The organism is Acinetobacter sp. SM34 (genome assembly GCF_022012365.1).
Taxonomy (GTDB): domain Bacteria; phylum Pseudomonadota; class Gammaproteobacteria; order Pseudomonadales; family Moraxellaceae; genus Acinetobacter.
This window is the reverse complement of sequence record NZ_JAKLTP010000015.1, coordinates 71,635-95,951: the sequence shown is the minus strand read 5'-3', so window position 1 is coordinate 95,951 and position 24,317 is coordinate 71,635. Positions and strand designations below refer to the sequence as shown.

Annotated in this window: 18 protein-coding genes and 3 pseudogenes; 11 read left to right on the top strand and 10 right to left on the bottom strand. The window is 41.5% G+C overall.

The genetic code is table 11. From position 1 onward, the window contains the following. Window positions 1-44 precede the first annotated feature (44 nt). The 6 genes from LZZ98_RS13010 to LZZ98_RS12985 all read right to left on the bottom strand — a co-directional run bounded on the left by LZZ98_RS13010 (window position 45) and on the right by LZZ98_RS12985 (window position 7,888). Complete coding sequence (locus LZZ98_RS13010) at window positions 45-671, bottom strand: HAD family hydrolase (protein ID WP_237788212.1); 627 nt, start codon at window positions 669-671, stop codon at window positions 45-47. A gap of 774 nt (window positions 672-1,445) precedes the next feature. Then, window positions 1,446-2,573, bottom strand: coding sequence for an ABC transporter permease (locus LZZ98_RS13005; RefSeq protein ID WP_237788211.1), 1,128 nt, complete (start codon window positions 2,571-2,573; stop codon window positions 1,446-1,448). A gap of 1 nt (window position 2,574) precedes the next feature. Continuing rightward, window positions 2,575-5,331: a ribosome-associated ATPase/putative transporter RbbA gene (gene rbbA, locus LZZ98_RS13000; RefSeq protein WP_237788210.1), complete on the bottom strand. Its 2,757-nt coding sequence runs from the start codon at window positions 5,329-5,331 to the stop codon at window positions 2,575-2,577. Further along, window positions 5,328-6,389 (bottom strand): HlyD family secretion protein, encoded by a 1,062-nt coding sequence (locus LZZ98_RS12995; RefSeq protein ID WP_237788209.1) that lies wholly within the window; start codon window positions 6,387-6,389, stop codon window positions 5,328-5,330. The genes rbbA and LZZ98_RS12995 overlap by 4 nt, the downstream gene beginning before the upstream one ends. A 180-nt stretch (window positions 6,390-6,569) precedes the next feature. Next, window positions 6,570-7,484, bottom strand: coding sequence for a cation diffusion facilitator family transporter (locus tag LZZ98_RS12990; protein WP_237788208.1), 915 nt, complete (start codon window positions 7,482-7,484; stop codon window positions 6,570-6,572). Window positions 7,485-7,729: 245 nt separating this feature from the next. Continuing rightward, on the bottom strand, window positions 7,730-7,888 hold the full coding sequence (locus tag LZZ98_RS12985) for a DUF6448 family protein (protein ID WP_237788216.1): 159 nt from the start codon (window positions 7,886-7,888) through the stop codon (window positions 7,730-7,732). 563 nt (window positions 7,889-8,451) lie between these two features. Between LZZ98_RS12985 and LZZ98_RS12980 the strand changes: the two genes are divergently transcribed. Together LZZ98_RS12980 and LZZ98_RS12975 are read left to right on the top strand one after the other, a co-directional pair. Continuing rightward, on the top strand, window positions 8,452-8,796 hold the full coding sequence (locus LZZ98_RS12980) for a hypothetical protein (RefSeq protein ID WP_237788207.1): 345 nt from the start codon (window positions 8,452-8,454) through the stop codon (window positions 8,794-8,796). 244 nt (window positions 8,797-9,040) lie between these two features. Next, a pseudogene (locus tag LZZ98_RS12975) lies at window positions 9,041-9,791 on the top strand (IS5 family transposase). Between the two features lie 10 nt (window positions 9,792-9,801). Here the strand turns inward: LZZ98_RS12975 and LZZ98_RS12970 are convergent. Beyond that, a pseudogene (locus LZZ98_RS12970) lies at window positions 9,802-9,893 on the bottom strand (type I restriction-modification system subunit M N-terminal domain-containing protein); the annotation flags it as partial. A 277-nt stretch (window positions 9,894-10,170) separates the two neighbouring features. Further along, window positions 10,171-11,340 (bottom strand): replication initiation protein, encoded by a 1,170-nt coding sequence (locus LZZ98_RS12965; RefSeq protein WP_237788206.1) that lies wholly within the window; start codon window positions 11,338-11,340, stop codon window positions 10,171-10,173. A gap of 905 nt (window positions 11,341-12,245) precedes the next feature. Here LZZ98_RS12965 and LZZ98_RS12960 point away from each other — a divergent pair. The 4 genes and pseudogenes from LZZ98_RS12960 (at window position 12,246) to ribA (ending at window position 15,274) form a co-directional block, all read left to right on the top strand. Further along, window positions 12,246-13,031, top strand: a complete 786-nt coding sequence (locus LZZ98_RS12960; RefSeq protein ID WP_237788205.1) for a ParA family protein — start codon at window positions 12,246-12,248, stop codon at window positions 13,029-13,031. A gap of 18 nt (window positions 13,032-13,049) precedes the next feature. Continuing rightward, window positions 13,050-13,949, top strand: coding sequence for a ParB/RepB/Spo0J family partition protein (locus LZZ98_RS12955; RefSeq protein WP_237788204.1), 900 nt, complete (start codon window positions 13,050-13,052; stop codon window positions 13,947-13,949). A gap of 111 nt (window positions 13,950-14,060) precedes the next feature. Then, window positions 14,061-14,371 (top strand): annotated as a pseudogene (locus LZZ98_RS15580) (SDR family NAD(P)-dependent oxidoreductase); the annotation flags it as partial. Window positions 14,372-14,671: 300 nt separating this feature from the next. Beyond that, the gene (gene ribA, locus LZZ98_RS12945) at window positions 14,672-15,274 is read left to right on the top strand and encodes a GTP cyclohydrolase II (RefSeq protein ID WP_237788202.1); all 603 of its coding nucleotides are present in this window, start codon (window positions 14,672-14,674) and stop codon (window positions 15,272-15,274) included. Window positions 15,275-15,295: 21 nt separating this feature from the next. Here ribA and LZZ98_RS15575 read toward each other — a convergent pair whose 3' ends face one another. Together LZZ98_RS15575 and LZZ98_RS12940 are read right to left on the bottom strand one after the other, a co-directional pair. Next, the gene (locus tag LZZ98_RS15575) at window positions 15,296-15,415 is read right to left on the bottom strand and encodes a hypothetical protein (RefSeq protein ID WP_330848238.1); all 120 of its coding nucleotides are present in this window, start codon (window positions 15,413-15,415) and stop codon (window positions 15,296-15,298) included. 29 nt (window positions 15,416-15,444) lie between these two features. Next, the gene (locus tag LZZ98_RS12940) at window positions 15,445-15,729 is read right to left on the bottom strand and encodes a hypothetical protein (RefSeq protein ID WP_237788201.1); all 285 of its coding nucleotides are present in this window, start codon (window positions 15,727-15,729) and stop codon (window positions 15,445-15,447) included. Window positions 15,730-16,405: 676 nt separating this feature from the next. Between LZZ98_RS12940 and LZZ98_RS12935 the strand changes: the two genes are divergently transcribed. The 5 genes from LZZ98_RS12935 (at window position 16,406) to LZZ98_RS12910 (ending at window position 24,316) form a co-directional block, all read left to right on the top strand. Next, entirely contained in the window at window positions 16,406-16,963 is a 558-nt protein-coding gene (locus LZZ98_RS12935) for a hypothetical protein (protein WP_086176680.1), read from the top strand. Window positions 16,964-17,356: 393 nt separating this feature from the next. Further along, window positions 17,357-19,528, top strand: a complete 2,172-nt coding sequence (locus tag LZZ98_RS12930) for a TonB-dependent siderophore receptor (protein WP_237788200.1) — start codon at window positions 17,357-17,359, stop codon at window positions 19,526-19,528. 727 nt (window positions 19,529-20,255) lie between these two features. Further along, on the top strand, window positions 20,256-20,825 hold the full coding sequence (locus LZZ98_RS12920; protein WP_237788199.1) for a fimbrial protein: 570 nt from the start codon (window positions 20,256-20,258) through the stop codon (window positions 20,823-20,825). A gap of 100 nt (window positions 20,826-20,925) precedes the next feature. Continuing rightward, a complete protein-coding gene (locus tag LZZ98_RS12915; RefSeq protein ID WP_237788198.1) occupies window positions 20,926-21,666 on the top strand; it encodes a fimbrial biogenesis chaperone in 741 nt (246 codons plus the stop codon). A 19-nt stretch (window positions 21,667-21,685) separates the two neighbouring features. After that, window positions 21,686-24,316 (top strand): fimbria/pilus outer membrane usher protein, encoded by a 2,631-nt coding sequence (locus tag LZZ98_RS12910; protein ID WP_237788197.1) that lies wholly within the window; start codon window positions 21,686-21,688, stop codon window positions 24,314-24,316. Window position 24,317: the final 1 nt, after the last annotated feature.

The window sequence follows — 24,317 nt, the reverse complement described above, 5'->3', positions numbered from 1 at the left end:
TAAAAAGCTGGTCGTTTTTTGATTTATGAAAGAGATCTAATGATCTAAGTAAGATGATTTAAATTTATAATACTAGAAAGAACATCTCGGATTGTCTGATGAATTTTTCTATCAATTAATTTTGCAGACATACCTAATTCTAATGGTTTCTCTACATCTAAATAAGGATGATCGCCTATAAATAGCACATCACTCATTTGACATCCTAATCTTTCAATCAAAATATTGTATATCTGAGTGTTAGGTTTAATTTCACCAACCTTATAACTCAATATACTTACATCAAAATATGGGAGTAAAGGACTTAGCGCTTTACCATATGGTTTAGCTAAGTTAGAACACAAAGCTAATTTAAATCCTAATCTCTTTAGTTCCATTAATGTAGGTATTACATCTTCATAAACTTTAATTGTTTGTAGTTCAAATTCGAGATCCTCGTGAAGTTCTTGAAGTAGATCTTCTGAAATTCTTTTTCCAAAAATTTGTGCTAGTTCAGCGAGGTCAACATAATTTGACATAATCACTGAAGCATCATTCGATTTAGGCTTTCGACCATTATCTTTGAGCCATTTCATTAATTTTAGATAAGGTGATCTAATTTGCCCAATTTGCATAAGTGTACCAAAGGCATCAAAAGCAATAACTTTAGGAAGATTATTTCTGGAAGTCATAGAATCAATTTAATAAAAACATACTTAATTGTAATCATCATAAACAAATTTAGCAGTAGCTAATAATTTTAAAGAAATCTAAAAATAATCTAATTATTGTTGTTAACTATTGTACCGTCGAATTTTTAACATTCATGCATAATCTGCATATGAAATAAATCGACTCAAAGAAGCCTTCTGATCCTCAGTTCATCCAGTCAGCAAAACTGAATGGGTTCGGTATATCATTGGGCTTCTTTCATAAATCATTTTAGAAACTAAAAATTGTTCGTAAAGCCAAAATTGAAAATAGATTATAGTCGATATTAGATTCATGAGTGTGGCATGGATGCTACACGTTTCCCATCACGACAAGGAAGTCGTGTATGGGAAAAAAAAGGTTTTTGTCTACTTTTGACCTTTCAAAAGTAGAGAGATTGCCTACGAAAAGGAAAAAAAATTAAATCAATCAAATGAGGCCGTACTGATTTAAAAAAATCTAATATTGAACATTTTTTAATTTATGAAAGAGATCTATTGTCCACTCATAATGTTCTCTCCTATGCAAAAAGAATAGACTAAATTTGTCTAGGAGAGTGGTGGCAGTCCAAGAATAGACTAAATTTGTCTAGGAGAATGGTGGCTATTCAAAAAACATCTTTATTTTCAGTACATTCAGTCCCAGTGAAATCTTGCTAGTATCACATCAGTTTGATGACGTCCCAAGCACAGCTATCTTTACGGGAAACTTAACAATATTTAAAAATACTGATATTTACTCGCCCTTGGTTATGCTCAGGTCATGGTATGAATCGTGTCTTTAAAGCGTTTCCAGGCCACATAGAAAAACAGCACGGCAATTCCAACCAGCCAGAGAAACGACGGCCAAACGATATTCAGCCCGGCATTTCGATATAGAATAGCCTGGGCCAGCTCGACAAAATGCGTGGTCGGTGCAATCAGCATAAAATACTGTAAATACTCTGGCATACTTTCACGTGGAGTCATCCCGCCTGAGAGCATTTCCATCGGAATCAGAATCAGCATCATCAATAGACCGAACTGTGGCATCGATTTCGACATGGTGGCCAGATAGATTCCCATCGAAGTTGTGGCAAACAGCGTCAATAACGCACCAAAGAAGAAGAGTAACAAGCTGCCTTCGATCGGAACCTGTAGAGCGAACTGCACCACCAATTTTAGTCCGACAAAAGCCGCAAGCAATACCACCAGGCTCATGGACCAGACCTTGGACATCATAATTTCAAACACCGTCACTGGCATCACCATCAGGTGCTCCACCGTACCGTGTTCACGTTCCCGGATTAAAGCTGCTCCAGTCAGAATGATAGAGAGCATCGCCACGTTATTGATGATTTCCATGATACTACCGAACCATTTTTGGTCCAGCGTCGGGTTAAAGCGGGCACGCATCTCCAGCTCAACTGGCATACTGTTGACCTCCCTGCTATGCAGCAGATATTCACTGACTTCGGCCTGTACAATCTGCTGAATATAACCTGCCCCGATCATCGCCTGGGACATGCGTGTGGCATCCACATTGACCTGAATCACAGCTTCATTTCCTGCCAGCACATCTTCCTGAAAATTAACCGGAATATTTAAGGCAAAAGTAAACTCACCGGCATCCATTCCGGCATCCATATAATTCAGTTCAGTACTTTGTGGAATAAAATAAGGCGGATACATTGCCGAAGTGATTCGCTCGGACAAGGTCGAATGATCTTCATCCACAATCGCAATCGGGGCCATATTGAGGCTATCGGTCATAGCGGTAGCCGCTGTATAAATCGCCACAGTAAAGGTGTAGATGATCAGGATCAGCATGACCGGATCACGCCATAAGCTCCACAATTCCTTGCAACCGAGCTGGTAGATATTCTGTATTTTCTGGCTGAACATCCTAGGACTCCTGTTTTTTTAGCGCAAGGATTGCTGCACACATAATGACAGGCACCGACAGCAGAATGATCCAAAGAGACTGATGCAAGTCCTCAAAACCTAAAGCTTTGTTAAACACGCCACGGCTGATATTCACCATATGCGTAGCAGGATAAATCCCACCAAACCAGCGACCAAAGCCTTCCAGAGCAGAGACAGGATTGATAATACCGGCAAACTGCATCACCGGAATCAGCGTGCCAAGCATCACCAGAAACATCGAAGCAATCTGGCTCTTGGTCAGCGCGGAGGCCAATAGACCCGTAGCCGTAGAAAAAATAATAAATAATAATGAAGCCAAGGTCAGGGTCAGAAAACTGCCTTTAATCGGCACATCAAATATCACCACAATAATCAGGCACATCAGGAAATAATTCAGCATGGCCAGCACCACGTAGGGAATCTGCTTGCCGATCAGGAACTCACTGCGGGTGACCGGGGTGACATATAAATTGACAATGGAACCTAGCTCTTTTTCACGCACCACAGAAAGCGCTGTCAACATTGCTGGAATCAGCAGGATGAGCAGCGGAAATAAGGCCGGTGCCATCGCCGGCAGACTCTTGATATCCGGATTATAGCGGAATCGGGTTTCCACATTGACCGTACTCGAGATTTTATAGCCGCTTTGCTGCAGGGCCTGCTGCATCAACCAGTGTGCATGTATGCCCTGTACATAACCCTGAACCGTTTCGGCACGCTGTGGCATGGCTCCATCAATCCAGGCACCAATCTTGACCTCTTCACCCCGGGCCACATCGCGGGCAAAACCGGGCGGAATCTCGATGGCTAAAGAAATATCGCCGCGGCGCATGCGCTGATCCAAATCGTCATAGTCTTGCAAAGGAGGCTTTTCGACAAAATAACGCGAACCGGCAATACTCATGCTGTAATTCTGGCTTAGCCCTGTCTGGTCACGATCCAGCACCGCAAAAGTCAGATCATCCACATCCATGGTAATGCCGTAGCCCATCACAAACAGCAGGATAATCGAGCCGACCAGCGCCATGGTGGCACGAATCGGATCACGGGCCAGTTCCAGCAATTCGCGCCAGGCATAACTAAACAGGCGTTGCAGGCTGAATCGGCTGGATTTTCTTTGCGGCATCTTGGCGGGCGGTTGATCGGCTGAACGACTCTCCAGCTTTTCTTCTGCGGGAGGCTGGCTGCCTGCACCAGCATCCAGCAGATAGCCAATAAAGGCCTGTTCCAGTGTCGTAGCCTGCCGGCTTTTCATCAATTGTGCCGGTGCGGCACTGTCCAGCACCCGTCCGGCATGCATCAGCGACATGCGGTCACAGCGCTCGGCTTCATTCATAAAGTGGGTGGAAATAAAGATGGTGACCCCATCTTTGCGCGATAGAGTGATCAGATCATGCCAGAACTTATCCCGGGCAATCGGGTCTACACCGGAAGTTGGCTCATCCAAAATCAGAATTTCCGGATTATGCACCAGTGCTACCGCCAGTGACAAACGCTGCCTGATCCCTAACGGCAAATCGTCAGGCAATTTGTCTTTCAGCTCCATCAGGTCAAAACGCTGCAACATCTGCTGCACACGTGATGCGATCTGCTCTGCCGGCACATGAAATAACTTGGCATGCAACACCAGATTCTGAATAATGGTCAGTTCACTATAGAGTGAAAAGGATTGCGACATATAACCGACACGCCTGCGCGTGGCAATATCACTGCCTTGCACCGTTTGCCCGAACAGCCAAGCCTGTCCTTCCGAAGCTTCCAGCAATCCGGTTAAGACCTTCATGGTGGTCGATTTACCACAACCATTGGAGCCTAAGAATCCAAATATTTCGCCGCGGCGAATCTGGAAATTGACATGATCCACTGCGGTAAAATCACCAAATTTGACCGTCAGATCCTTGGCTTCCAAGGCATAGCCATCTGAACCATCATCCGCTAAAGGTGGAATCACCACCGGTTCATAACCCTGTTTCTTTTCCTCCGGTAAAAGCTTGATGTAAGCTTCTTCCAGGCTATGGCTGTCCGTCTGGGCCAGCAACTGTTGCGGTGTACCCGTTTGCAGGATGCTGCCTGCATCCATCATCGCCAGCCAGTCAAAGCCCTGCGCTTCATCCATATACGCCGTGGCAACAATGACACTCATCTGTGGCCGCACCTTACGAATACGGTTGATCAATTCCCAAAATTGCGCACGTGCCAAGGGGTCAACCCCAGTGGTGGGCTCATCCAGGATCAAAAAGTCCGGATCATGAATCAGGGAGCAGCACAGGCCCAGTTTCTGCTTCATACCGCCGGACAGTTTCCCAGCCGGACGATCAAGGAAGTCATACAGTCCCGTGCTTTTGGTTAGTGCATCAATACGTTTTCGGCTTTCTGCAGCATTGTGCCCAAACAGACGGGCAACAAACTGTAGATTTTCTTCAACCGAGAGGGTTTTGGACAGGTTTTTACCAAGTCCTTGTGGCATATAGGCGATATGTGGACAGACTTCTCTGCGGTGCTTTCGGTCAGCAATATCGCCACCAAGCACCATCAAGCGGCCTTGCTGAACCACCTTGGCACCAGCCAGCAATGCCAGCAGGCTGGATTTTCCCACGCCATCCGGACCGATCAGACCAATCATGCAAGCCGCAGGCAATGACAGGGAAATGTCCTTTAAGGCCTGGGTTTTGCCGTATTTCAGACTGACCTGCTGAATGTCGGCAATAATCGTGTCCTGTACAGATGAGGTGGTCATGATTTAACCAGATTGCTGAGAAAATCGGGCCAGGCAGCATTGTCATCGATTTTGATATAGGCTACGCCTGGAAGACCGGTTTTGACTTGCTGAATATGTTTTTGTAGCAAGGCGGGATCTATTTTTGCCTTGATCCGGAACATGAGTTTTTGACGTTCACTTTCAGTTTCCACCGTCTTTGGTGTGAACTGTGCAGTATCTGCGACAAAAGAAACGCGGGCAGGAATAACCACGTTTTTGGCTGCATCCAGTACAATACGGACTTCACTGCCTATCGCGATGCGGCCGGCCACAGTTTCCGGCAGGAAGAAGGTCATATAAACATCCGACAGATCGATCAGGTTCATGACCCGTCCGCCTGCGGCAATCATTTCACCCGGCTGTGCCACCAGAAACTGGACACGTGCCTTCAAGGGTGCCTTGAGCTGGGCATCTTCAATATCGAAATTGATCCGCTCTATGGTGGCCTTGATGGCATCGACTTGCGAGCGTGCGCTCGACACCTGACTGCGCGCTGCCACTATCGCACTTTGTGCACTGTCTACTTGTGCTCTTGCCGCACTCAGCACGGCTGCAACACTTTTGACATCGGCGCGCTCATCATCCAGCTGCTGTTTAGAGACAGCCCCGTCTTTGGCCAAAATTTCGGTTCGTGCCAGACGGTTTTTGGCAGAGACCAGTTCGGTTTCACGCTGCTCGACCATGGCTGCGGCTGCAGCTTTTTCACTGATACGCATGGCCACCTGGGCTTCTGCAGTCGCAATACCATCCTGTGCCTGACGTTGCTGGGCCTGAACTTCACGCAGCTGTGCTTCCAAGGCAGAAACCTTAATTCGTGCCAAAACCTGGCCTGGTTCGACGAAATCTCCTTCCTGCACCAAAATTTCTTCCAGCTGTCCGGACAACTTACTGGAGATATTGATTTCAGTCGCTTCAATCCGCCCATTGCCACTGACTAAAGCCTGTGTATCCGGCTGGGTCATATTTTTCCAGACCAGATAGGCCACCAGCCCCAGAATCACAATTGCACCGACAACAGCGAGTTTCTTTATATTCATGTGCCTGCTTACCCAAATTTTATTCTAAAGACATCTTTCAAAATTATTTTATAGCAGTCGTGTCACCCTCAATAGGAAGCACAAGGTGACAGTGGAGCGGATGAAGCGACTTTTCGCTGTCAATCCACTGTGGTTTAACGCTCAGTCGCTTAGGTTGTGTACCCATAGCCTTGAGATAAATTAAACAGGATCCATATGGGTAATGACATCAATCACCTGATGCTTCTTCATCACCAGATTTCTCGCATTCACTGAAATATCATGTCCTTGACGCACACTCAAATTGCCATCGACCTCAATATGCGCATCCACAATAATCATATCGCCCATTTTACGGGTACGAATATTATGCACCCCCTGAATACCTTCAGTGGAGAGAAAAGTCTGTTCTATTGCTTTGATTTCATGTTCATCTGCTGCCCTGTCCATGAGATCACTTAATGCTTGCCAACCAAATTCCCAGCCCATTTTTATAATCATCAAACCGACCACCAAGGCAGCAATCGGATCAAGAATAGGATAACCCCACAGGTTTCCGGCAATGCCGACCAGCACCACTAGAGATGAAGCGGCATCAGAACGGGCATGCCACGCATTCGCCACCAACATACTGGATTTGACTTTTTTGGCCACTTTTAGCATATAACGGAACAATAACTCTTTCCCCACCAGAGCCAGCATTGCGATATACAAGGCCACTGCCTGTACTTTTGGAATGTCTTCAGGGTTAAGAATTTTGTTCGTTGCCATAATCAGCATGCCGATACCGACTCCCAATAACAGCAGGCCGAGAATAAAAGAGGCTGCTGTCTCGAAACGGTGATGGCCAAAAGGATGATCCTCATCGGCTTCTTTTTTACTGTGATGGTTGGCAAACAGAACAATAAAGTCCGCCACCAAATCGCTGAGGGTATGAATACCATCTGCAATCAGGCCTTGGGACTTGGCAAAAATGCCGACCACAATCTGAAAGATGGATAAAAACAGGTTGACAAATACACTCACCCACGTGGTTTTACTTGCTGCCTGCGCACGCTGTTCTGGATGAATTAAATCATCTTCATGGGTATCATCATCGAAATGCTGTACAGACATCGCTGCTCCAGTCGCTCAGTTTACTTGATTGTAATCGATTATATATCAGTATGATGGGTTATAAATTTTATCAAGTGTTTATTATTCTTCTACAAGACATCCTAGGTGGACCTGCAGGGAGCCTTAAACTTCCTCCCCTACATAGTTAACCAATTCTATTCTGTATGGTGGGCGGGCTCACGGTGTAGCTGTGAAGCTGCATGAGAACTAAGCTGATTGAGGCGCTCTAAAAAATGCGTGGTATGTCACCGGCAACCGCACATGATACGTGCTAAGCCAGATTGAAGAGCCTGATCGGCTGCTGCGGCGCCCAAGTCAACCTGGTTGGCTGGTTTCAACCCAGTAAATCCTTCACCAGCGAAGTGAACGCGTACAGGAAATCTTAAAAAATAATTCTCAGCGATTCACTTGGCTTCTTTCCCCCCTTTTCCTCATATTGAGATTGTTTGTTTGAAAACATTTGGGCAATATTTTGAACGCTTAGGCTATTTACTATACAAAAGTAAGGATACATCATGGAAATATGATCCATTTTTTTTACTTTTTTTTGTTGGCCTAAGTCAATCAGTTAATTTTTTAGACCCTATATATCATCTAAGCTAAGCCAGTTAAAACATGGTATAAGTCAATATATTATTGAATTTAAAAAAACATTTTTTATTCTATTTTGAAGCAATCTATCTACTTTTTGATACCAATATGACTCAAACAAACAAGCAACTTATTTTACTTTCTGAACTACATAAGGATTTTATGTGGTAGACAAAATAATAGTTAAAAAAGATATACGCTGTACGATCAATGGTAGCAACTACGCTTTTTTCGGGTTTAAGTCTATTGAAAGTGTGATGACTTTGAATTACCTATATTTACGCATGTTAGATCGTGAATCTAACTACGATAAATTTACATGGGAAAAAATTGCAGTGATTTAGGTTTCGAGGAGCTTGATCGCAAGTATTACGATTTGGTTCTTAAATCTTTGCTTAAAGTTTCAATCGTATTAGAAGTTCGACGTTTGCCGTTCCGTCACATCCGTACTTTTAACTCCTTGTCTGCTCGCAACTACTATGATGGCACTTTCAGTTTTGCTTTAACCCTATCCAGTGGCTTTTGTGGTCTGGAAGCAGATTTTCAGCAAACCATCTACCGCGTGTTGATCGAGAACCTTCAGACAAACTACACATGTCCAGACGATATTGAAAAAATGAAAAATATTGTGCGTAAACAATGTCTCCTATTCAGTCAAAATCACATAATGGACATTGACGTATCGGGTGTTTCCACATCCCGATTCTCAGAAAAAGAATGATTGAAAAACTTAGATGCAAGGAATGCTACACAAATGAAATCACAGTAAACTTCATACATGAAGATTTGGCTGAAAATAACAATACATGACACGAGATGTTTATCATGAGTACATTATTAAAACAGCCACCAGATAAAAAAAGTAATTTTAGCAAAGGCTGTACTAGGGCGTGTCCTCATTTGAAGAATTGGTTTTAAATACTTAAAATCCTCCTTTAAGCTCTTTTCATTTCTATATTTTTTCAATGGCACGTACTCTTCTCACCGATGATATTTGGCAGCAAATTCAAGATACTATGCGATTACACGGTTGTTACTGTTCAAAAAACAGTAGAAATATCATGGAAGCTATCTTATGGAAACTACGTACGGGTGCGACATGGCGTGATATTCCTCAAGAACTTTGCCCTTGGCAAACTGCTTACAATCGCTTTAATCGCTGGGCAAGTAAGGGATTATGGGATAAATTTTTTTTAGATTACGAGGCATTCTGGATCAGGAATGGGTATTCATTGATGGAAGCTACATACGCGTGCATCAACATGCAAGTGGAGCTCGGCATGGTTTCGAAAGAGCAATTGGACAATCACGCGGTGGACGAACAACAAAAATACATCTTGCAACCGACGCGAATGGATTACCGATTGATTTTAAAATCACTGGGGGTGACGTCCACGACAGTCAAGTTGCAAAACAACTGATTGATATTGTAGGCGAGGCAACTGATCTCATTGCTGACAAGGGGTATGATGCCGAGCACATTAGAATATGTGCCAAGAACAAGAATATGATCCCTATTATTTCATTGAGATCAAACAGTAAGAGATCGAATAAGGAATTTGATAAACATCTATATAAATTAAGACATTTAGTTGAAAATGCTTTTGCGAGATTAAAACATTTCCGTGCTATTGCACTCGATTTGATAAACTGGCACGCAATTATAAATCTATGATCCGTATAGCCTGCATATTTATTTGGTGCAAAGCCAAATGAGGACACGCCCTAACTTTTCCGACAAATATTTAAAGAAAATAAAACCCAGAATGTAATCACTGAATTCATCTTCCCCATGGTGCCGCGTAAAGTATTGGCAATATTCCAAAGTTGTTTTTGTAGCTGTTGCCATTATACCTAGGTCATACAGAATCCATCAGTTTAATTTTTAACAATAGATAGAGTTTAGCTTGATTATCCAAAGTTTCTCACCCTATATGACCTCTTTTGTCGCTTTGATTTATTTTTTCAAATATTGAATTGAAATGGGGACACATGCTAAAACTTGTAGCAAGTTGCTACACGCTGAAAATAATATATGATCCAAAAATATGATTTAAAGTGTCGCCACAAAACCTGTAGTAAGTTGCTACACTTTTTAAATAATTTCTTTACCAAAAATCTCATTCAAACGCGCGTGATTTTGTTGAACAAAGTTAGGATCATTTTTGAGCTTATATTTCATCTCTCTCTTGAAATCATTCATGGATGCACCCGCCACAGCAAAATCCATTTGAAACATAATATCGTTCACAATCACGTTCGCCTGAGAATCGGTTAAGCAGCCTTCAGTCTTAAACCACTTGCTGAACTGTTTATAATTCGGATCATTGGCATAGATATACCAGGAGCGTACTGTCATATCAAACTTCGCCCCCAGCTCTTTCACGATGGCATTATCATCAAAATTTACATCCAAGTAGATTTGAGTCTTTTCATTAGCTTGCAGGATAACAGTTTCAGTATGTCCACTCACAATTCTAAACCGGACCCCCACAACAGGACGGCCTTTTTTGATGGTGTCATATTCTAGCTTCAGACTGGTTCTTTCATTAATTTCTTCAACAATTTTATCGAGCACATAACGTCTGAAATCGACCCAACGATCATATTTCTTCTCACCAATGTCGGTTAATGCTTTTATATTTTCCAGTGACAGTTCAACCTCATACGACTCTTGATTGGCGTACTTGAACTCATTTTTAATAAAATAGGAATATAGACTCATACTGGTCACGGAGTCTAAAGCAAATAAATCTTTCAATTGGTAAGTGGTAAAATTGCCACTTGCAAGACGGGTAAAATAAGGCAACACTTCACTGGTAAAACGGATTTGCAAGGCATTTTTAGCATCATCTTCCCAACGCAATTCTCGAATAATCGGTACCACAGAATGAACTTTTTTTATTTTGCGCTTGGTTTCATCTACAGGTTCTTCAATGACAAAATGGGCCACTCGAGATGACAGTTCTTTATAGATCCGGTCAATCGCGACATTAATGGAATTCTTTTTATCCAAACCCAACAATTCGCCTAAATCATCTTTATGCAAATAAATATAGGTTTGCTCGGTAATTTCACGATCTTGATTATTTTTTTCACCGTAATTCGCAACCGCCATCGCATAAAGCAGCGCTTTGTACTCATTGGATGATAGTTCAATCGGTCGAATCAGGCGGTTGCTGGTGCTGACCACGCCATTATTTCGAATATTCCCAATACAGTACGGTAAATATTCTATTTCTTCTTTTTCATTTAGCTTATTCATAAGTGGAAAATAAAAGTGCTTTTCTACATGTTATACACAAAAGTGGAATCTCATGCAAATTATCCACCATTTTAACTCAGGCAAAACCCATCCTTGGTCAAGAAGCCATCAAACCCAAAGCTAATGGTGGAAACCTTGTCACTGTGTTTTGTCATTTAAAACACTTTTTAAACATTGAGTGGAAAATAAAATTAAAAATGCACTATTTAGTGACAAAGCTTCCACTTTTAATATTTCTCAGACATTTTTAAGTCATATAAAAAGGGAAAAAATGCACTAAGCCCCCCAATAAAGTGGAAAGTATAATAAAAAATACACCTTAACAGTGACAAAGCTTCCACTTTTAGCCGACTCAGAAGTGAAAACGCACAGTATCCTTGATGAAATTAGCAACAAACAGCTTATCCACAGAATAAAAATATCAAAATGACAAGTTTTCCACCTTTAAAGTCAAATATTTCAACTTATCAACAAATTAAAATATTGAATTTAAATAATTTTATCACTTATATTTAATTTTTTTTAAAAACCAGTGACAAGTCTTCCACCATAGTGACAAGTCTTCCACCTTTCAGTGACAGATCTTCCACCTTTCAGTGACAAGTATTCCACCTTTCAGTGACAAGTCTTCCACTTTTCAGTGACAAACCTTCCACTTTTCAGTGACAAACCTTCCACTTTTAAATTCATAAGATATTGATTTTAAAAAATAAAAAAGTGTTCTAATTATAATTAACTAATTATATTAATTAATACTAATTATAATTAGCTAGCTATATTTTATAAAAAAAAGAATATGTTTGTTTTTTATCGAACTTCCGATTATAACTGCAAGCTAAAGTAAATAAGGTGTAGCAACTTGCTACAAAGTTCTTTATATTACAAGAACTCAAGTGAGGTCTATTATGACAATTAAGTCAACTAAAATAATTGCGGTGGCAAATCATAAAGGTGGTTGCGGAAAGACAACCACTGTTGTTCATCTGGCATCAGAGCTAGCCGACTTGGGTAATAAAGTATTGGTGATTGATTTAGATCCTCAGGCCAATGCAAGTTTACATATCGGATCAAGACATCCAAGTGAAGTGGAAACTACGTCTGCTGAATTATTGGTGGGTGATTTAAGCCTATTATCTGATGCTTTAGAAGAAGAAACCAATTTCAAAAACGTTTCTTTAATTTATGGATCACTCACTTTAGGTAAAACTGAAGATCAACTCAAAGATGATGCCCCAAGACCATCTGAAGAATTATCTAATAAATTGGAGTTATTAAAAGGATTATATGACTTCATTTTGATTGACTGTCCTCCAAGCCTAAAACTGCTCACCAGTAATGCATTAGCAGCATCTACACATGTTATAGTACCGATTGAATCAGGTTCTCAATATGGTTTGTATGGTGTAACTGACTTGATTAACCATTTAAGTAAAATAAGACGGGTTAATCCTGAGTTAAAACTTTTAGGCGCTTTGTTGATTAAACATGATGAACGTCAAAACGTGTGTAAATTGATTAGAGATGAAGCTTTAAGCCAGGTCGGTGAATTGTTAAAAACGACCATTCCAATGAGTACTAAAGTGAATCAGGCAGCAATTTTACAACAGCCCTTATTCAGTGTAGATAAAAATTCTAAAGTTCGTAAGGCTTTTCAAGATTTAGCGAAAGAAATCATCCATCGTGTTGAATAAAAGTCTTCTGAGAATATTATGGTAAGTACAAAAGAATTGCTGGCACAACGTCTTCAGCAAAATACTCAAAAGCATCAACAAGCTCAGCAAGAGCATGTCAATGATGTGAAAGAACTGCGTCGTAATGTACAAATTACAGATATTCATCCTAGTCCAAATCAGCCACGAAAAATATTTAATCAACAAGATATTGAAGATTTGGCTGCTTCGATTGAAGAAATTGGCTTACTACAACCCATTGCAGTCCGACGGGTACAGGACAAATATGAGTTAATCGCTGGTGAACGACGCTTGAAAGCGCATCAAATTCTCAATAAAAACACCATTGAAGTGATTGTCATTGATGCATCTGATGAAGAGGTTGCACTATTAACTTTAGCTGAAAATTTAAAACGCGAAGACCTAACCGATTATGAAATTTATGTAGGTTTGAGTTCTCTGGATGAGAAATTAAAAAAGAACAAGCAAAAACTGGCAAAGTCCTTAGGCATGAACCGTGAGGATATGTATAAATATTTATCTTTCGAAAAATTACCGAAAGAACTGATTTCAGATTTAGAGCAACAGCCGGCATTATTGGCGCGAACCGCAGCCACGGCTGTCAAAAAATTTCTCTCGGATTACGAAGCAAATTACAGCAATGCTAAAAAAGCACTTTTAGAAGCCTGGGTAAAATTACTGAAAAAAGAAGTAGAACAAACAAAACTGGCAGTATTGGCAGAAAAAATTCTAAAGTCGAAAGAAACCAAACAACCGATTAAAACATCGATCGTGCATAAAATTGAATATGATGGAAAAGTCGCAGGCAATATCAAGTTTGATCACAATACTTTAAAAGTATCATTAAAAATAAGTGAATTTGATGATCAAAACTTACAGGAGCTGGAAAACCTGTTGAAAAAAATGCTGAGTCAGTAATAGAAAAAAAGGTGTAGCAAATTGCTACACCTGCTGGGTTTAGGCAAAATGGCGAGACTTGAGCTTCATCACTAAAGTATAGATGTGGATATGATAGGTTGAAATTTTGACCAGATCATTAATATAGGTTCAACCTTCGGCAGCATTGGTTAGCCGGGCTATGTCAGCTATTGTGCCAGTAAGTTTGCTTTACGTGGCGCATTGCACGGAAATACAGCAAGCCCCCCATTAAATTCAGATATTTCTCGCCACGTGCCACCGAGACGGGGATGAATCTTAAGCTAGGAGTGAAAATAGACAAACCAGAGTTTGTAGCAAAAGAACTTTATCAGTTCATGCAAAATGATCTCCCGTCTTATCAGGTCGGCTATCCTGAAAAAATATTCGTTAAGGTGAATCAAGTCCTGCCGGGTATAGTTTAAGGTTCTATACAGAAAGATCTGGACACTATTTACCAATAAAAGTGAAGCCCCGCCTCCTTTTAAAGGATGAAAGTATTCAATTCTTGGTTTTTGCTTTGTAGTCTAGAGCTGTTTAAAAACGTTATCAAAATGTTTTAGGGTTTCACATAAAATTCACTTTGAAATCACTATGATCAAATCCGGAATGTAATATTTCGAAGATACGAAAATACTAAATCAATCTTAATTTAGATATGACCAATCTTTTATTTTTGATGAACAGTGTTTTTACTGACTCTTAAAATTTAATTGGATGAATCAGTGGCCATACAATTTGTTTCTAAATCTAAATTACCGACTGCTTTCGGTAATTTTGAGATTATAGCATTTCAAGATCAAACGACGGGTGAAGAACATATTGCTCTTGCTCAAGGATTAGAAACGGTTCCTGTAAAACCCGTATTAGTCAGAATGCATTCTGAGTGTCTCACAGGGGATGCTTTTGGTTCATTAAAATGTGATTGTGGCCCACAATTACACGCAACCATGAAAATGATCAATGATGCAGGGCAAGGGGTGATCTTGTATCTACGTCAGGAAGGTCGTGGCATAGGATTGACCAATAAAATTCGTGCATATGCACTGCAAGATCAAGGTCATGATACGCTTGATGCCAATCTGTTGTTAAACTTACCTGCAGATGCCCGGCAGTATGACATGTGTAGCATTATGCTGGATTACCTACAAATTAAAGATATCCAGTTGATTACAAATAATCCGCTTAAGATCAAGGCATTGACTGATTTAGGAATTAATGTGGTTAGCCGCGTTCCCTTGACGGTAGGCTTAAATCATTTTAATAAAGCTTATTTAGAAACAAAGCAGAAGCGTATGTCACATCTGTATGAAACCAGTGATTTTTAGCCTAGCTTAAGTCTAAACATCTCAACTCTTCTTATCGTTTTTGTTAAAAATAGATGAGTGGGCGTACATCTCCCAATCTAAACTGCCAACCCCTGTGGCAAGGCGAGGTAATGCCAGACTTTCAATTTTCTCTTGTTCGATTAAATCTTTTAAGTTTTTTAGGCTACGGTTTACATATCGATAGACGCCTTGCCGGGTTTTGAACCGTTATCATAAGCTGCCTCTTGTGTCATCAAGTTTACGATACATTGACCTTCAGCATTCACCCATGTCCATTGCTCTCCGGCCTTAGGATGATAAATATGGCAATAGTTACGGAAGTCTTTATACAAGGCCGGCCAGTGCTCACGCAGACTTAAAGCGAGACCTGTAGCAAAGTTGTCATTGGGGGCAACACCGTGAGCAATAGCATGTGCATCACTGAGTAAAATATCTCCAGATACTTCATAAATCATAGATTTGACTCCTGTTTTAATGGACTGGACTGCTGCAGTATCCTAGACAAAGCAGAATCTGATCCTCCAGGCGTAATTTGGGTAGTCTGCCTTTAGCTAGAACATGCTTATGCAATTGCTCAACCATTAAATAAAACGTTGACCATGAGATGCTCGTAATCGCTTAAGCTGTGTTTCAGAAATCTGTTTTGAGTCGATGTATTTCATCTAAAAATTATGCATGAATGTTAAAAATTCTACGGTACAAATAATCAACAACAAATAGCTTAATTTTTGATTTATGAAAGAGATCTTTTATATATCACATATTCTAAAGCTGTATTTTATGGAAATAAGGCGGTTAAAAAACCTTGCTGATTGGTTTAACTTCTGAAATCTATATGCATATTGCATTTTTTATTCCAAAATAACCCTTACCTGATTGAGAGACAACCGCCTATAACACTCTTAAAGGTATTATCTTTAGTTTAAAAGTTTAAAAGTTTAAAACTATAAAATTAAAAAGATACCCTCTTCATCTGAACACTAGCTTTAAATCTTATACATTGACAAGACAATGGATAATATAAAAATAATGGATCATGGATTTTTAATTTAGTAAATAAAATTAATGTATAAGATGTGAAAGGCTAAAAGCTTGCTATAGTGTGCTGAATTTATCTTTTTATATAGACTAATGTTAAATAATACTTATATTTTGTTTGGGGCAGTTTTAGGTTTAACGATTGCAAATGCGGCAGGAGCTGCAACTATAAGCATGAAGAATGATCGGTTGGGCTATTTAATACAACAGGTAGATTATCAGCATATAAATGACTCTCTTGAAAAATCTGAAAATCGGTTATTGGGACGTGCAAGCTGGGATATTCAATGCTGGGTAAAGAGTAGTGAAAATACTAAAATTTGCACAATGCGTAAAAACCATATTACGGTAATGCGTATGAACGATTCTTACAGCTTAAGTGTTGGCATAAACCATGCAAAAAATTCTATTACACTACTTAAAGTAGATAATAATAGTGTTTTGCAGGCGCGTGAGGGTTTATACCGTGACGCTCAAGCCATTATAGATCAGTTCAAGCGTGGCTTTGAGGTAAAAACCGAGTTTAATGTATCTCATAATGCTAAACTGGTTGTGAATGAAGTTTCATTAATTGGTTTTTCTGACGCATTTAATGATATGCAGCAGCAGTATAGTAAGCTGAATCATTTAGATTTACAGCGCAGGCTTTAATAAAACGAATAGCCTATTGTCTTTGAATAAAAGGCACAGGCTAAGCAATACCGTCCTTGTGATTTAATGCTAAATCCAATCAAAAGACAAACAAGGCCAAAATCAAACTTGGCCCGAGGCGATTCAGTGTTCTCAAATCAGGTCTCAGATATATGCAGGTATGGCATTCAACCGGCTGAATGATGCAGACCTTTCATCCAAGTTGCGGCTTAAATTTGAATACTGGCAGGATAAACCCAACCCAGAAATCCTGGTTTAAAAAGCCGTATCGGAATCAAGATAAAAAAATCTCGGATATGGTGTAGAAATGCTTGTTCAATCTGAGAAAATTGTGAATACTCATGCCCGAAAAATGCATGCTGCAAGATTATCTTTTGGGGTTGGACAACTACTGTGAAAACGTATTCATTTTCTCATTTACAAAAAGCGTTACTCACTGCGGGTTCATTTTCATGTCTAGGCTTAAGCCCGGTATGGGTACATGCTGCAAATGAGAATGAGATCTCGCAACTGGAAAAGCTCACAGTGACTGCACAAACGGCCTATGACCAACCCGAGGTGAATATATCTGGTTTTAGCCAGCAAAACCTGGCTGAAATTCCAGCATCGATCAGCACAATCACAGCCGAACGTATCGCCGATCAGCATGCGAAAACCCTGACGGATGTGGTTAAAAATGACGCTGCAGTAGGGGATGGCTATGCCCCGATTGGCTATTATCCGAACTTTGTCATGCGCGGTTTTGCCTTAAATCTGGGATCCAGCTATTTACTCAATGGTCACTTGCTGCGCGGTGAGCAAAATGTGGCGCTTGAAAACAAAGAGCAAGTCGAAATTTTAAAAGGCATCAGTGCAATTCAAAGTGGCATGGCAACCCCGGGTGGTGTGGTGAACTATGTGACCAAACGCCCCCAAGACATTCACTCATTTACTGTTGAAGCCGACAGTCATGGTGGCAACCGCGTGGCAACGGACTTCGGCGGTTTCCTTGGAGCAGATCAACAGTTTGGCTATCGCGTCAATTTGGCGCATGAAGAGATTCATCCTTATGTGGAACATGCCGATGGCAAGCGCGTGTTTGGTGCTTTGGCTTTAGACTGGAAAATTTCGGATCATTCAAAACTGGAATTCGATATCGAATCACAGCGCCAACGTCAGCGCTCCGTACCCGGCTATCAGTTGCTGGATGGTAAAACAGTACCCACTGGCGTTGAATGGGACCGTTTGCTGGGGTATCAGAGCTGGAGCCAACCGGTGACCAATGAAAGTTTGAATACCGGTTTAAAATATATTCACCAGATCAATGACAACTGGACAGCCAATCTGGCTGCTTCGCAAAGCCGTGTGGTGGTGGATGATTATTCAGCATTCCCGTGGGGTTGCTCTTATAGTAGCATTTGCCAATATTCAGGTTTAGGCAATAGCTTTGACCAAAATGGCAACTATGATATTTATGATTTCCGTAGTCCGAATGACAGCTATCTGACCAATCAGTTTAAGGCTGGATTAAATGGCCAATTCAACACTGGAGCATGGCAACATACGCTTAGCCTGGAATTGTCACAAACCTATAAACGGCATGCACAATATGATGCTACTAATAGTATGGTTTGGGTAGGTACAGGAAATATTTATAGTGATCCTATCATCGCACCCCCTAATGACAGAACTCTAGGCAATCATTACAAATCATTGGATAGCCAGCACACAGCCTTGAACTTACTCGACCAGATTGATTTCAATGAGACTTGGTCTGTTTTGCTGGGTGGTAAACTCTTGCATGTCAATGAAAGTGCTTATAATACGAATGGCAACAACATCCGCGATACCGATTTGACTCGCTTCCTGCCGCAGCTGGCCTTAATGTATCAGCCTGGGGAAAACACCCATCTGTATGCGTCTTACGCCAAAGGCTTGAGTGATGGCGGGCAGGCCCCGTGGTATGCCAACAATGCTTTTGCAACTTTAGCCCCCGTACATTCCACCCAGTATGAATTGGGGATTAAGCAGCAGTGGCAGGGGGTACTCTTTACCGCTGCAGTGTTTGATTTAACCCAAGACAATCAATATACCAATACTGCGAGTGACTATGTCACAGATGGTGAACAGCATAATCTGGGCCTGGAACTGGGTCTACAAGGGCGCCTAGGTCAGAATCTAGATCTGAACTCGACTTTGGCACTTACCCGTTCACGTCTTACAGCGCTAGAAACTGCTGCATATCAAGACCATCAAACTCAGAATGTACCTACTGTCCGTTTTGCCAATCATCTGTCTTATCAGGTGCCGCAAGTAGAGGGATGGCGTTTATTGGCCGGTATGCAGTACAGCAGCAGTAAATATGCCAACAAAACAGGCACTGTGAAAGTACCTGTTTATACCGTATTTGATGCAGGTACAAGCTATAACTTCCGGGCTTATGGTTATGACAATATGCTGCGCTTCAACATTGATAACCTGTTCAATAAGAAATACTGGCGAGATGCGGGTAGTTTCTTCGGTGATGACTATTTGTTCCTTGGGGCACCACGTACAGCACAACTGTCATGGACTGTAAATTTCTAATTTGACCTTATATTTTTCTATAGAAAACTGTCTGAGTATTTTGCAGGATCACTGCGCAGTGATCCCACGCGCTGCCAATATGATGCTTTATCCAGTCAGCGGAAGAGTGTTAACTGGATCCGTAGCCTATCTGAGTGATGTATTGAAAAGAGTGCCGATACAGAAAATCAGCCAGATTGAAAAATTGTTGTCGCATATGTGGAAGCCTGTCTGACTCCAGCAGGTTTTACCACAGGCTGACTCAAGGCTGACAAAAAGGTGCAACACTGACGGTATCGGGTATACGCTTGCAGCCAAAGACATATTATATAGCAGGCTACGTTTATGCCGATTAACATTACTATATCTTGGCAGGACATTCTTGAGAGACAGTAGTTTCAAGAACTAGAGATATGAATAAAACCATCACTCAGACATTCTGGCGTTTTCACTGATCATTATTGAAAATCTACCTGTAGAGTGGAATCTAAGAGACGCTTTTATTCAAGACAAGGGCATTAACCCAGACTTCGCTATATTGGATAGCCTTAACAGTTTTAAGAAATCATTAGCAACAGTTTAGTTATATTTAAAGTCTATTTTTAAAGCTTAATAACCTCTTAATTTTAATGTCTAAAATACTTTTTTTTATAGATTATTAATGCTAATGTTAAATTAATAATTTAAAATTATCGTTAAGTTTCACTTGATAACTACGTATAAATGTATATAGGAATAGGGGATTTTTATGAAATTAAAACATTTATTACTTGCTGGAATTGCTGCAGGAGCAGCAAATATGGCAATGGCTAATACAGGTACAATTACATTCAGTGGTCAAGTTGTGGATAGTACCTGTGCAGTAACAGTTAATAACACTACTGCTAGTGCTACCGTAACGTTGCCAACAGTGAAAATTCAAGAGTTAGCTAATGCAAATGATACTGCAGGGGCTACACCTTTTACCATAGACGTAACCGATTGTACTGCCATTACCACTCCACTCATTACATCGATTAAAACGCGTTTTTTAGCGCAGAACGTGAATGGAGCAAATTTAGCTAATACAGCCGGCACTACCCCTGCAACGAAGGTCGCGATACAACTTTTGCAAGATACAGGAGTGATTGGTAGCACAGGTGATACAGCATTAAACTTTACTACAGGATATGCTGAATCTGGTACTCAACCATTAGCAGATGCTATAGGTTCAGGAGTAGTAAAATTTCCTTTCGTAGCACGATATATTGCAGTAGAAAATGGAGTCACCGCTGGTACTGTGCAAGCAATTGTAGACTATGAATTAGTTTACCAATAAAACATGTATAAACGATCTGACATATATTGATCTTTACTTATTTCTAGATATGTGTCAGATAATTTCAGTAAAAATATAAAAAAATGCAGGAATCCAAACCGTGTTTCGTTATGCTTTTATATTAACTTTATTGGCTTCCATGATTTCCATGCAGTCGTGGGCAAATATTGTGATGGTCGGGACGCGAGTTATTTTTCCTGCTGAAAGCAATGAAAAGACCCTGCAGTTCAGTAATAATGGCGACATCCCCTATATTGTGCAAATTTGGCTGGATCGGGGGAATGATGCATCTACGCCTGAAAATGCAGATGCTCCTTTTGTAGTGAATCCCCCGTTATTTCGTATTAATCCACATAAGGGTCAAATGGCACGCCTGATTTATGTGCCTCAGACTGACTTACCAAAGGATCGTGAATCCATTTTTTATCTGAATTTCAAACAGATTCCCGCTTTACAGGAAAGTTCGGCTGACCAAAATAAGCTAATTTTTCTGGTCAAGAACCGCTTAAAAGTTTTTTATCGTCCCAAAACCATTATTGGCAATGTTGAAGTCATGCCGCAAAAATGGACCTATACGCTACAGCAACATACGCAGCGTAGCACGATCACTGTTAATAATCCGACCGGATATTATGCCAACCTGACGACTGCGACCTTAAAAGTGAAACAGCAGAATTATCGCATTGACCAGAAATCTGTTGCCATGATTGCCCCATACAGCAGCGCAACCTGGCCCATGCCTGAAAAAATAACAGTGGAGCAAGACAGCGTACTGAGTGTGACGTATGTGAATGATTATGGTGCCATAGCCAGACAAGACATTTCTGTACAACAGCCGTAACATCAGATAGGGATAAAGCATGGAGCGAATGATCCCTTTATTCTTGCCATCCTGTTTATCTCTGATGATTCACTGTATCTGCTTGCAGCAGGTATCTGCTCAGGAACCACCATTCGTCGTCAGCCCCAAGAGCAGTGCTATCGTACAGCCGGATAGCAAGCAGCCGATAAAAGAAACCTATACTTTTGATCCGCATTTATTTCAAGGCAGTGGCTTAAGTGCTGCAATGATTGAACGCTTTAATCAGGCAGACCGGATTGAAGCAGGGGTATATAAAGTTGATCTCTACATCAATGACCGTTTTCTGGAACGACGCAGTATCCAGTTTATTGAAAATCAGGCAACCGTACAGGGTGTAGACGCCTGCTTATCCACCGAACTGCTAGAGCAAGCTGGTGTTTTGGGCGATGAGGAATATCGTAAACAACAGGCCAGTATCACTGAACCTGTTGCATGTTTAACCATCACCCAGGTTGCAACAGGGAGTAGCAGCCATTTTGATTTTTCCTTATTGCGTCTGAACCTGATGGTGCCGCAACGTTTCATGAAGAATCTGCCGCGAGGCTATGTCAATCCAGCCGATCTGGATAGTGGCAGCAGTATTGGTTTCGTCAATTATATGGGCAACTATTATTATTCGCAGAGCCGCTTAAGTCATCAGGACAATTCTGAATCTGCCTTTATGAGTTTCAATGGCGGGATCAATCTGGGCAAATGGCAATATCGGCAGCAATCCAACCTGTCCATGAATAATGATCATAATACAACCTGGCGTCATCTTCGCAGTTATGTGCAACGCCCGGTGGATAAGTTGCAGTCCCAACTGCTTCTGGGACAGCAGTATAGCTCAGGACGTTTTTTGTCAGGGTTGGCTTTTCAGGGGTTTAGTCTGCAAACAGATGAACGAATGCGGCCAGATTCAATGCGTGGTTATGCTCCGGTAATCCGTGGCATCGCTCAAAGCAATGCCAAAGTGTCGATTGAACAAAATGGGGTGGAGATTTATCAAATTACGGTGGCTCCCGGCCCTTTTGAAATTAATGATCTTTATCCGACCAATTATGATGGCAATCTGACCATCATTGTTACTGAAGCAGATGGTTCCAGGCATTCCACAGAAGTGCCCTATGCAGCTGTTCCCACTTCTCTACGCGCCGGATTGTCGAATTATAGTCTGGCAATGGGCTGGACCGATCTGGATCAAACCCGTGATGCTTTTTTTTCAGACCTTAATTATGAATATGGGGTCAGTAATAGTATTACCGTGAATGGCGGTATACGTCTTGCCGATGCTTATCAGGCCCTGGCAGTCGGAGGTGTTTATGGCAGTTTTCTGGGTGCCTTGGGTGCCAATTTGACTTATTCGCGAGCCGATTTGCCAGGTATAGATGGACAGGAATCCAGCGATGGCTGGATGACCAATCTGACTTACAGTAAGACCCTGCAGCCGACCAAGACCACAATTACCCTTGCAGGCTATCGCTATTCGACCAGCGGTTATCGTGAATTCAGTGATATTTTAAGATCGCGTTATGCCTGGGAGCAGGGCAATCCGTGGGCTTCTTCATATAGCAATTTACAGCGTTCGCGTTTTCAGATCAATCTGAGTCAGCCCTTGGGAAGTTATGGTTCATTTTATTTATCCGGTTCCACCCAAAACTATCGCGATGGGCGGGAACGTGATACTTCACTGCAAGCCGGGTATCAAAAATCTTTTGGTATTCTCAGTATGAATCTGAATTATACGCGGCAAAAATTTCATAGCCTTCAAGGGGGAGTGGTCAAGCAAGAACGTTTTGACAACTTTGGTGGTCTGAGCCTGTCGTTCCCGCTTGGATCAAACCGGGGCAGGCTGACGCCGAACCTGAACGCCAATTATAATCGCAGTAATGACAGTGATAACTATCAGGTTGGCATAACTGGTACCTTGGATGAAGACTATAGCTTGAGCTATAACCTGGGCATGAATGGCAGCGGACAGTCGAATGATCAGACTTATAATGCCGGCCTGTACAAGAGGCTGCCGAAAATTTCTCTTGGTCTCAATAGTGCCTATAATCAGCAATACTGGCAAAGTTCCCTGAATGCCAGTGGTGCCTTGGCCATCCATGCTGGCGGAATTACATTGGGTTCCTATCTTGGAGATACCTTTGCACTGGTTGAAGCCAAAGGTGCCAAAGGTGCAAAAATTGTCAGCTCCCCCACCAACAGGATTGACCGTTTTGGTTATGCCTTGGTCCCGAGTATCAGTCCTTATCGTTACAACACCATTGCCCTCGACCCGCAAGGGGTGTCCAGCAATATCGAATTGGAAGGCGGTGAACAGCGTATAGCACCCTATGCTGGCGCTGCAGTGAAAGTGAACTTTAAAACCCGTTATGGCTATAGTGTGTTGATACAAAGTATGTTAGCTGAAGGGCAAAATATTCCGATGGGGGCAGATGTCCGTAATGAAGCCGGTGAAATGATTGGCATGGTGGGACAGGCTGGACAGGCTTATGTACGCGTCGAACAGCCACAAGGTACACTGACTTTCGATTGGGGCGATGATGCGGGACAACGTTGCACAATGCCTTACCGTATCGACCATCAGCAGCTGGAACAACCGCTGATTAAATTACAACTACAATGCACTGTAGAGCATAAATAAC

Bases quoted from the DNA above. Each gene is read 5' to 3' on its own strand.
- LZZ98_RS13010 (WP_237788212.1), bottom strand. From the start codon at position 671: ATGACTTCCAGAAATAATCTTCCTAAAGTTATTGCTTTTGATGCCTTT.
- LZZ98_RS13005 (WP_237788211.1), bottom strand. From the start codon at position 2,573: ATGTTCAGCCAGAAAATACAGAATATCTACCAGCTCGGTTGCAAGGAA.
- rbbA (WP_237788210.1), bottom strand. From the start codon at position 5,331: ATGACCACCTCATCTGTACAGGACACGATTATTGCCGACATTCAGCAG.
- LZZ98_RS12995 (WP_237788209.1), bottom strand. From the start codon at position 6,389: ATGAATATAAAGAAACTCGCTGTTGTCGGTGCAATTGTGATTCTGGGG.
- LZZ98_RS12990 (WP_237788208.1), bottom strand. From the start codon at position 7,484: ATGTCTGTACAGCATTTCGATGATGATACCCATGAAGATGATTTAATT.
- LZZ98_RS12965 (WP_237788206.1), bottom strand. From the start codon at position 11,340: ATGAATAAGCTAAATGAAAAAGAAGAAATAGAATATTTACCGTACTGT.
- LZZ98_RS12960 (WP_237788205.1), top strand. From the start codon at position 12,246: ATGACAATTAAGTCAACTAAAATAATTGCGGTGGCAAATCATAAAGGT.
- LZZ98_RS12955 (WP_237788204.1), top strand. From the start codon at position 13,050: ATGGTAAGTACAAAAGAATTGCTGGCACAACGTCTTCAGCAAAATACT.
- LZZ98_RS12940 (WP_237788201.1), bottom strand. From the start codon at position 15,729: ATGATTTATGAAGTATCTGGAGATATTTTACTCAGTGATGCACATGCT.
- LZZ98_RS12935 (WP_086176680.1), top strand. From the start codon at position 16,406: ATGTTAAATAATACTTATATTTTGTTTGGGGCAGTTTTAGGTTTAACG.
- LZZ98_RS12920 (WP_237788199.1), top strand. From the start codon at position 20,256: ATGAAATTAAAACATTTATTACTTGCTGGAATTGCTGCAGGAGCAGCA.
- LZZ98_RS12910 (WP_237788197.1), top strand. From the start codon at position 21,686: ATGGAGCGAATGATCCCTTTATTCTTGCCATCCTGTTTATCTCTGATG.